Here is an 8,491-nt window from a genome sequence, read left to right as displayed (position 1 = left end):
CTCCGGCCCTGCTCGCCCGCCGGCTCCGGACCGCGAGCGAGGCTTTCGCCTCGGACACGCTGGGCGGGCTGACATCGAAGGAGCACGACCGGCTGGTGGCACGGTCGGCCGGCGTGCCGGTGTCGGTCGTCCGGGCCGCCACGGCGACCATCGCGGACGTGCTGGCCGAGGCGGTCGACACCGCGGCCGGGGCCCGCCCCCGCGCGGCCCTGCCGCCGGGCCGGCGACACGCCCCGGACACCGGCGCCGTCGTCTGGCGTCGTCGCGGCCGGGTGCTCGGCGTCAACGCGTCCGGGAACCACCCGGCCGTCCACTCGCTGTGGCTGGAAGCGCTGGCCCTGGGGTACCGCGTCGCGGTGCGCCCCTCGCGCCGCGACCCGTTCACCCCCCACCGGCTGGTGCTGGCCCTGCGCTCGGCCGGATTCGCCGACGACGAGGTGGTCACCCTGCCGTGCGACCACGGCACCGCCGGGGAACTGGTCCGCGGCAGCGACCTCGCCATGGTCTTCGGCGGGGACGAGACCGTACGCCGTTACGCGGGCGGAGCGTCGGGGACACCGGTCCTGACGCAGGGGCCCGGCCGGGTGAAAGTACTCGTCAGGGGGCGGTGGGAGCCGTATCTCGGCACCATCGCCGACTCGGTCGGCGGACTGGGCGGCGTCTCGTGCCTCAACACGACCGCGGTCCTGGTCGAACACGACGCCAGAGGCTTCGCCGAGGCCCTGGCGGAGCGGCTCGCGAAGCTGCGGCCAAGGGCGCCGGAGCAGGAGGACGCCCAGCTTCCGTGCCTGCCCCTGGCGGAGGCCCGGCGGGTCGAGGACGCCCTGCGCCGAGGCGAGGCGGGCTGCGAGCCCGTCCTCGGCGACACCGTCGTGCACGACCTGGGCGACGGCAGCGCGGCGCTCCGGCCGGCGGTGCACCTGGTGGACGATCCGTCGGCCGAACAGCTCGGTCTGGAGCTGCCGTTCCCCTGCGTCTGGGTCGCCCCCTGGTCTCCGGACAACGGCGTGGCCCCGTTGCGCGGATCGCTGGTGGTCGGCGTCGCCGGCGCGAACACCACCCTGGTGGACGCGCTGCTGGACGAGCCGTCCATCCGCAATGTCTACGGCCTGGACCGGCCCACCTGGTGGCTGCCGCCGGACATGCCGCACGACGGTTACCTTGCCGAGTTCCTCATGCGCAGCACCGCGCTCGCCGGAATCTGAGAGGAGGACACACTGTGCTCGCTGTGGTCATGCACGCCCCGGGCGACGTGCGCGTCGAGGAGGTGCCGGAGCCTCACATCGAGGAACCGACGGACGCGCTGGTACGGGTGGTGGCGGCCGGTGTCTGCGGCTCGGACCTGTCCGTGTTGCGGGGTCTCTCGCCCCTGCCCCGGCCGGTCCGCAGCGGCCACGAGTTCGTCGGCGTCGTCGAGGACACGGGCGCGGGCGTGACGGCCCTGCGCCCGGGGGACTTCGTCCTCGCCCCGTTCAGCACCTCGGACGGCACCTGCCCGCACTGCCGCCGAGGCCTGCCGATCGCCTGTGAGAACGGCAGGCTGTTCGGCGAGTTCGGGCCCGACGGATCGGTGCTCGACGGCGGACAGGCCGAGTTCGTCCGGGTACCCCTGGCCGACACGACGCTGGTGGCCGTTCCCGGGACGCCGCCCGACGGCCTCGTCCCGTCGCTGCTGGCCCTGACCGATGTGATGTCCACCGGACACGAGGCGGCCGTGCACGCCGGAGTGGGCCCGGGGTCCACGGTCGTGGTCGTCGGCGACGGGGCCGTCGGCCAGTGCGCGGTCCTGGCCTCCCGCAGGCTCGGTGCGGCCAGGATCGTGGTCATGTCACGCGACCCGTGGCGTCGGCGGCTCGCCCGCGCCCACGGGGCCACCGACCTGGTCGCCGCCCGGGGCGAGGAGGGGGCGGCGGAGGTCGTCGACCTGCTCGACGGCGGCAGCGGCCAGGTGATCGAGGCGGTCGGGTCGCTGCAGTCGGTCCGGCAGGCGATCGGCTGCGCACGACCCGGCGGCCGCATCGGTTACGTGGGTCTGCCCTGGGGCGTCACGCTGCCGCTGTGGGAGCTGTTCGGCAAGAACCTCACCCTCGCCGGTGGGGGCGCGAACGTGCGCGTCACGATGCCGGGGCTGCTCGGCGACGTGCTCGACGGCACGCTGCGGCCGGGCGAGGTGTTCGACGCGGCCTACTCCCTGGCCGACGCGCCGAAGGCGTTCCACGCCATGGACGCCCGCCGCTGCCTCAAACCCGTCCTGCGCCCCTAGGGCCTGTCGTTTGGATCATGTCGGGCTCGCGGGGTCCCAAACGACACGCCCTAGGGCCTGTCTGACCATCCGAGCCTCTCCTGGCCCCCGGCCCTTCGGGGCCGGGAGGTCGGGCCGCCGGTCGGGCACGCGTGCTCACGCCGCCGCCACAGCGGCCGGCCTCCGGTGCCGCGGCAGCCGCGCCCTGGCCAGCGTGCGGTCGGTCAGGGCGGGCTGCGGCACCGCGATCCCGCAGCCTGTGCACACCGGGCCCGCCCACGGCTCGTCGCCCCGTTCCTGGCGCCATTCGATGCCGGTGCCCGCGCAGACCGGGCAGGCGGAGCCGGGGCCGGAGCCGAGCGCCGCGATCAGCCGGCGCAGGACCTCCGCCAGCGGCTCGGTGGGATGGACGCCCGGATCGGCGCAGCGCGCCACCCCGTGCCCGCCCCAGGTGCGGCGGTGCCAGTCGTCGAACGCGCCGGGCCGCCGCACCCCCGCGTGCTTCTCGCGCCGCCGCCGCTCCGCGAACCCCGCCTCGTACGCGAGCCAGACGGCCCGCGCCTCCTCCAGTTCGTCCAGCGCGCGCATCAGGCGCACCGGATCGGGCGCCCGGTCCTCGGGACCGATCCCGTGCCGGGCGCACAGATGGTCCCAGGTCGCCCGGTGCCCGTACGGGGCGAACCTCTCCAAACACTTGCGCAGCGAATACCGCCGTAGGGCCAGATCACCCAGCGGATCTCGGACCTGTCTCGCAAGACTCCGGAAACCGGCCATGACACCGCCACCTCCGTCGCTCGTCCTTGGACGTCAAGGAATGGACGTACGCCTGCCCGTTTCGGCTCCATCGAAAGATGAAATCCGTCCATTGGCCGAGACTCCCCATGTGGGACGGGGTGCCACGGGCGGAAGCGGAGCGGCGCACGGGCGGGTGGTGCGAGGGCGTGCGGTTCTCCCGCGGGTGGCGAAAACCGATGGCGCAGCGGCGGTCCCGTGCGGTTGGGTTCCGCCATGACGACAGCTCGCCCGCGCCTGGAGAAGGTCACCCCCGACAATGTGCTCGCCGCCTGTCGGCTGGAAGTCGCACCCGAGCAGCGCGTGTTCGTCGCCCCGGTCGCGCAGTCCCTGGCCGAGGCCTATGTGCATCCCGGCCTCGCCTGGCCCCGGCTGATCTGTGACGGTGAGCGCGTCGTCGGCTTCGTGATGGCGTACTTCGACCTCGCGTTCGACTTCGACGCGGGGGTGCCGGACGCCCCGCCCCGCTCCGGGCTCTGGCGGCTCGCCATCGCCGCCGGCGAGCAGGGCCGGGGGTACGGACGGTTCGCCGTGGGCGCGGTCAACGAGGAGGTCCGCCGGCGCGGCGGGACGGTCTCGACCGTGACGTGGAAGCCCGGCGAGGGCGGCCCCGAGGAGTTCTACCTCCGGCTCGGCTACCGCAAGCGGGGCCTCACCGACGACGGCGAGTACCTCGGCGACCTGGACCTGACCGGCTGAGCCGACGGGCATCCGGCCGGCCGTTCGCCCGGACCGGCCGGGCGGACGGCCGGTCCGGGCCCTCCCGCTATCCGCCGTACCGCAGATACCTCCGCCGCTTCGCCCGGAACGCCGACAGGTCCCGCTGCCACGCCCGTACCACCGTGTCGGTGTCCGCGCCCGCGTCGATCATCGTGCGCACCCGGGTGTTCCCGGTGAGCTTGTCGATCCAGTTGTCCGGCCGCCAGGCGAAGCCGCTCCACGACTGCTTCGCGGTCACCAGCAGGGCGATCCCGGTGCGGACCGGGTCGAAGACCTCCCGGTCCTGGACGTGCACCTGGACCCCGCCCACCGTCTTCCCCTGGAACTTGGAGAACGTCGGCGCGAAGTACGCCTCCCGGAAGGCGACCCCCGGCAGCTCCAGCGCGTTCGCGGCGGCCGCCCAGCGGTGGTCGATGCCCTCCGCGCCGAGGAGTTCGAAGGGGCGCGTGGTGCCCCGGCCCTCGGAGAGGTTCGTGCCCTCGAAGAGGCAGGTGCCGGAGTAGACGAGAGCCGTCTCGGGCGTCGGCATGTTCGGGCTCGGCGGCACCCACGGCAGCCCGGTGGTGTCGAAGAAGTCCGAGCGCCGCCACCCCGACATCGTCACCACGTCCAGCCGCGCCGGATTCTCGTGCAGGAACTCCGCGTTGAAGAACAGCGCCAGTTCCGCCACCGTCATCCCGTGCGCCTGGGCGATCTCCCGGCGGCCGACGAACGTGGCGAACGCCGGGTCCAGCACCGGGCCCAGGGCCGCCCGCCCGGTGACCGGATTCGGCCGGTCCAGCACGACGAGGCGCTTGCCCGCCAGCGCGGCCGCCTCCATGCAGTCGTACAGCGTCCAGATGTACGTGTAGAAGCGCGCGCCCGCGTCCTGGATGTCGAAGACGACCGTGTCCACGCCCGAGGCGGTGAAGATGTTCGCGAGGTCCTGCCCGCTCTTGAGGTACGTGTCGTAGACCGGCAGCCCGGTCGCCGGGTCGTCGTACCGGCCCTCGGAGCCGCCCGCCTGCGCGGTGCCCCGGAACCCGTGCTCGGGGCCGAACACGGACGTCAGGTTCACCCGCGTGTCCGGGTGCATCACATCGACGATGTGCCGGACGTCGGCGGTGACCCCGGTCGGGTTGGTGACGATCCCGACCTTCTGGCCCCGCAGCAGCCGGTAGCCGTCGGCCGCCAGCCGGTCGAAGCCGGTACGCACCCGGCCGCGCCCGGGCCCGGAGCCGCGTCCGGGAACGGCCGAGGCCACGGCGGGACCGGTGCCGGCCGCCGTCGCCGCGAGCGCTCCCACGGCGCCTCCCGCGGCCAGCACACCACGTCGGGACAGGCTCATTCCGCTACCTCCATGATCGCGCCGACTGTCATGGCCACGCACGCTAGCGCGGGCCGGGGCCGCACGGAACGACCTGGGCCGCGCCGATTCCCCGAGCCGGACATCGCTCGCCTCCCGCCCCGGACGCGTCGCACCTCCCGGCCCGTTCCCGACCCTTCCCCGATCACATACCGACCGGTTAGTCTGCCGGTGCAGCCGGATGGGAAAGGCGGGATGACGATGGGTACGGTGCAGGGCGCCGGCGTAGTGGTCACAGGGGCCGGAGGCGGCATCGGAGCCGCTCTGGCCCGCAGGTTCGCCGACGCGGGTGCGCGGGTCGTCGTCAACGACCTCGACCTCGCACGGATCGAACCGCTCGCGAAGGAGATCGGCGGCATCGCCGTCGCCGGGGACGCCTCGGGGATCGTGGACGCGGCCCGGGACGCGCTGGACGGCACGGTGGACGTCTACTGCGCCAACGCGGGTCTCGCCTCGCCCGGAGACGTGTTCGCCGACGAGGAGGTCTGGGCCGCCGCCTGGGACGTCAACGTGATGGCCCATGTCCGCGCGGCCAGGGCCCTCCTGCCGGACTGGCTGGAGCGCGGCGGCGGCCGGTTCGTCACCACCGCGTCCGCCGCCGGGCTGCTGACGATGATCGGCGCGGCCCCGTACAGCGTCACCAAGCACGGGGCGGTCGCCTTCGCCGAGTGGCTCTCGCTCACCTACCGCCACCGGGGGATCAAGGTCCACGCGATCTGCCCGCAGGGCGTGCGCACCGACATGCTCACCGCCGCCGGTTCGGCCGGCGAGCTGGTCCTCGCGCCCGGCGCCATCGAGCCGGACGCCGTCGCCGACGCCCTGTTCGAGGCGATGGAGGCCGACCGGTTCCTGGTCCTGCCGCACCCCGAGGTGGCGGGCTACTACCAGGCCCGCGCCGCCGATCCCGACCGGTGGATGCGCGGGATGAACCGGCTCCAGCGGCAGTGGGAGGAGGCGAGCGAAGCATGAGCGACACGACCGCCGCCGGCTCGATCTACGCCGCCCGGCCCTGGCTCGCCCTCCTCAGCGAGGCCCAGCGCGCCCCCGTCACCCCGGCCCCGACCGTGCCCCACGCCTGGCGGGCGGCCGTGGACCGGGCCCCGGACCGTACGGCCCTGGCCTACTTCGACGGGCGGCTGAGCTACCGCGAGACCGACGAGCTGTCCGACTCGGTGGCCGGGCACCTCGCCGCCCGGGGGCTGCGCCGCGGCGACCGGGTCGCGATCATGCTCCAGAACAGCCCGCACTTCGCCCTCGCGCTGCTCGGCGCGTGGAAGGCGGGCGCGACCGTCGTTCCGCTCAACCCGATGTACAAGTCCGGCGAGGTCGGCCACGTCCTCGCCGACGCCGGGGTCACCGCGCTGATCTGCTCGGACCGGGCGTGGGAGGCGTATCTGCGGGACACCGCGGCGGCCGCCCCGGACCTCCGTATCGCGCTCACCGCCTGCGAGCTGGACCTCCAGAGCGTGAACGACCCGCGCGTCCTCGGCTTCGAGCGGCTTCCCGCCCCCGGCCCCGACGACCTCGCGGACGACCTGCTGACGGCCGCCCGCGCCGGGAACCCGGCCCCGGCGGACCGGGAGCTGACCGCCGCCGACACCGCGCTGATCAGCTACACCTCCGGCACCAGCGGCACCCCCAAGGGCGCGATGAACGCCCACGGCAACATCATGGTCAACGCCGAACGCCAGCGCACCGGCCACCCGATCCCCGAGGGCTCCGCCTACTTCGCGCTCGCCCCGCTCTTCCACATCACCGGCATGGTCTGCCAGCTCTCCGCCTGCGTCGCCAACGCGGGCACCCTCGTCCTCGCCCACCGCTTCGAGGCGGGCGTCGTCCTGGAGGCCTTCGCCACCCACCGGCCCGCCTACACCGTCGGCCCGTCGACCGCCTTCATGGCCCTGGCCGCGCACCCGGACGTCACCCCGGACCACTTCGCCTCGTTCCGGGTGATCTCCTCCGGCGGCGCGCCCCTGCCGCCCGCGCTCGTGGAGAAGTTCCGCGCGGGCTTCGGCCCGTACATCCGCAACGGCTACGGGCTCACCGAGTGCACCGCCCCCTGCGCCTCCGTCCCGCCCGAGCGCGAGGCCCCCGTGGATCCGGTCTCGGGCACGCTCTCGGTCGGCGTCCCCGGGCCCGACACCGTCGTACGGATCCTCGACGAGGAGGGGCGGGAGGTGCCCTTCGGGGAGCAGGGCGAGATCGCGGTGCGCGGCCCCCAGGTCGTCTCCGGCTACTGGAACCTCCCCGAGGCCACCGCCGCCGCCTTCCCGGACGGCGAGCTGCGCACCGGTGACATCGGGTTCATGGACGCGGCGGGCTGGCTGTACGTCGTCGACCGCAAGAAGGACATGATCAACGCCTCCGGGTTCAAGGTGTGGCCCCGCGAGGTGGAGGATGTCCTCTACACCCACCCCGCGGTGCGCGAGGCGGCCGTCGTGGGCGTGCCCGACGCCTACCGGGGCGAGACGGTCCGGGCGTACGTGAGTCTGCGTCCGGGGGCCTCGGTGGAGCCCGGCGAGCTGGGCGCGTACTGCAAGGAACGGCTCGCCGCGTACAAGTATCCGCGCGAGGTGGAGATCCTGACCGAGCTGCCGAAGACGGCGAGTGGGAAGATCCTCAGGCGGGAACTGCGTTCACCCCGTTAGAACCGCGTCGACACAGCGTACGCACGGCACGAAAGGAAGGTGGCGGCTCATGGCCAAGGCGACGGACCAGAACGGCACTCCCGTCCCCCAACGGCTGCTGGCCGCCGCCACCCGGCTCTTCGCCGAGCGCGGGTACGACCGCACCTCGGTCCAGGAGATCGTCGAGGCGGCGGGCGTCACCAAGGGCGCGCTCTACCACTACTTCGGCTCCAAGGAGGACCTGCTCCAGGAGGTCTACGCCCGGGTGCTGCGGCTCCAGCAGGAGCGCCTGGACGCCTTCGCGGACGCCGAGGCCCCCATCGAGCAGCGGCTGCGCGACGCGGCGGCCGACGTGGTGGTCACGACCATCGACAACCTCGACGACGCGGCGATCTTCTTCCGCTCCATGCACCACCTGAGCCCCGAGAAGAACAAGCAGGTACGCGTCGAGCGCCGCCGCTACCACGAGCGCTTCCGGGCGCTGATCGAGGAGGGGCAGAACAGCGGCGTGTTCTCCTCGGCCACCCCCGCCGACCTGGTCGTCGACTACCACTTCGGCTCGGTCCACCACCTCTCCACCTGGTACCGCCCGGACGGTCCGCTCAGCCGCCAGGAGGTCGCCGACCACCTCGCGGACCTGCTGCTGCGGGCCCTGCGCCCGTAGGCGGGGTCTGCCCGGCGGAGCGATCAAGTGGCCCGCTCCGCACGACGGGGCGAGTCTGGATGTATGAGGTATGTCCGGCCTCCTCCGGAGGTTTCAGCGTT

At 73.7% G+C, this 8,491-nt stretch carries 8 protein-coding genes; 6 read left to right on the top strand and 2 right to left on the bottom strand.

Features of this window, described 5'->3' with window-relative positions:
* Together ACFWRV_RS26795 and ACFWRV_RS26790 are read left to right on the top strand one after the other, a co-directional pair.
* The coding region (locus tag ACFWRV_RS26795) for an aldehyde dehydrogenase family protein (RefSeq protein WP_384338291.1) at nt 1–1,205 on the top strand (1,205 nt) is incomplete at its 5' end.
* A gap of 14 nt (nt 1,206–1,219) precedes the next feature.
* The gene (locus ACFWRV_RS26790; protein ID WP_384338290.1) at nt 1,220–2,263 is read left to right on the top strand and encodes an alcohol dehydrogenase catalytic domain-containing protein; all 1,044 of its coding nucleotides are present in this window, start codon (nt 1,220–1,222) and stop codon (nt 2,261–2,263) included.
* Between the two features lie 135 nt (nt 2,264–2,398).
* Here the strand turns inward: ACFWRV_RS26790 and ACFWRV_RS26785 are convergent, their stop codons facing one another.
* Nucleotides 2,399–3,016: a hypothetical protein gene (locus ACFWRV_RS26785; RefSeq protein ID WP_384338289.1), complete on the bottom strand. Its 618-nt coding sequence runs from the start codon at nt 3,014–3,016 to the stop codon at nt 2,399–2,401.
* A 234-nt stretch (nt 3,017–3,250) separates the two neighbouring features.
* Between ACFWRV_RS26785 and ACFWRV_RS26780 the strand changes: the two genes are divergently transcribed.
* Nucleotides 3,251–3,733, top strand: a complete 483-nt coding sequence (locus tag ACFWRV_RS26780) for a GNAT family N-acetyltransferase (RefSeq protein ID WP_384338288.1) — start codon at nt 3,251–3,253, stop codon at nt 3,731–3,733.
* Nucleotides 3,734–3,800: 67 nt separating this feature from the next.
* Here the strand turns inward: ACFWRV_RS26780 and ACFWRV_RS26775 are convergent, their stop codons facing one another.
* A complete protein-coding gene (locus ACFWRV_RS26775; RefSeq protein WP_384338287.1) occupies nt 3,801–5,081 on the bottom strand; it encodes an exo-beta-N-acetylmuramidase NamZ domain-containing protein in 1,281 nt (426 codons plus the stop codon).
* 213 nt (nt 5,082–5,294) lie between these two features.
* On the opposite strand from ACFWRV_RS26775, the gene ACFWRV_RS26770 reads away from it, so the two are divergent.
* From ACFWRV_RS26770 to ACFWRV_RS26760, 3 genes are read left to right on the top strand one after another with little or no spacing between them, the layout of a single operon-like run.
* Complete coding sequence (locus tag ACFWRV_RS26770) at nt 5,295–6,068, top strand: SDR family oxidoreductase (RefSeq protein WP_384338286.1); 774 nt, start codon at nt 5,295–5,297, stop codon at nt 6,066–6,068.
* Entirely contained in the window at nt 6,065–7,747 is a 1,683-nt protein-coding gene (locus ACFWRV_RS26765) for an AMP-binding protein (RefSeq protein ID WP_384338285.1), read from the top strand. Before ACFWRV_RS26770 ends, ACFWRV_RS26765 begins: the two co-directional genes overlap by 4 nt.
* 49 nt (nt 7,748–7,796) lie before the next feature.
* Nucleotides 7,797–8,390, top strand: coding sequence for a TetR/AcrR family transcriptional regulator (locus ACFWRV_RS26760; RefSeq protein ID WP_205084723.1), 594 nt, complete (start codon nt 7,797–7,799; stop codon nt 8,388–8,390).
* The last annotated feature ends 101 nt before the right edge of the window (nt 8,391–8,491 follow it).

The organism is Streptomyces sp. NPDC058576 (assembly GCF_042718715.1).
Classification (GTDB): Bacteria; Actinomycetota; Actinomycetes; order Streptomycetales; family Streptomycetaceae; genus Streptomyces.
The sequence above is the reverse complement of the archived record's forward strand: the minus strand, read 5'-3'. Positions and strand labels throughout refer to the sequence as shown.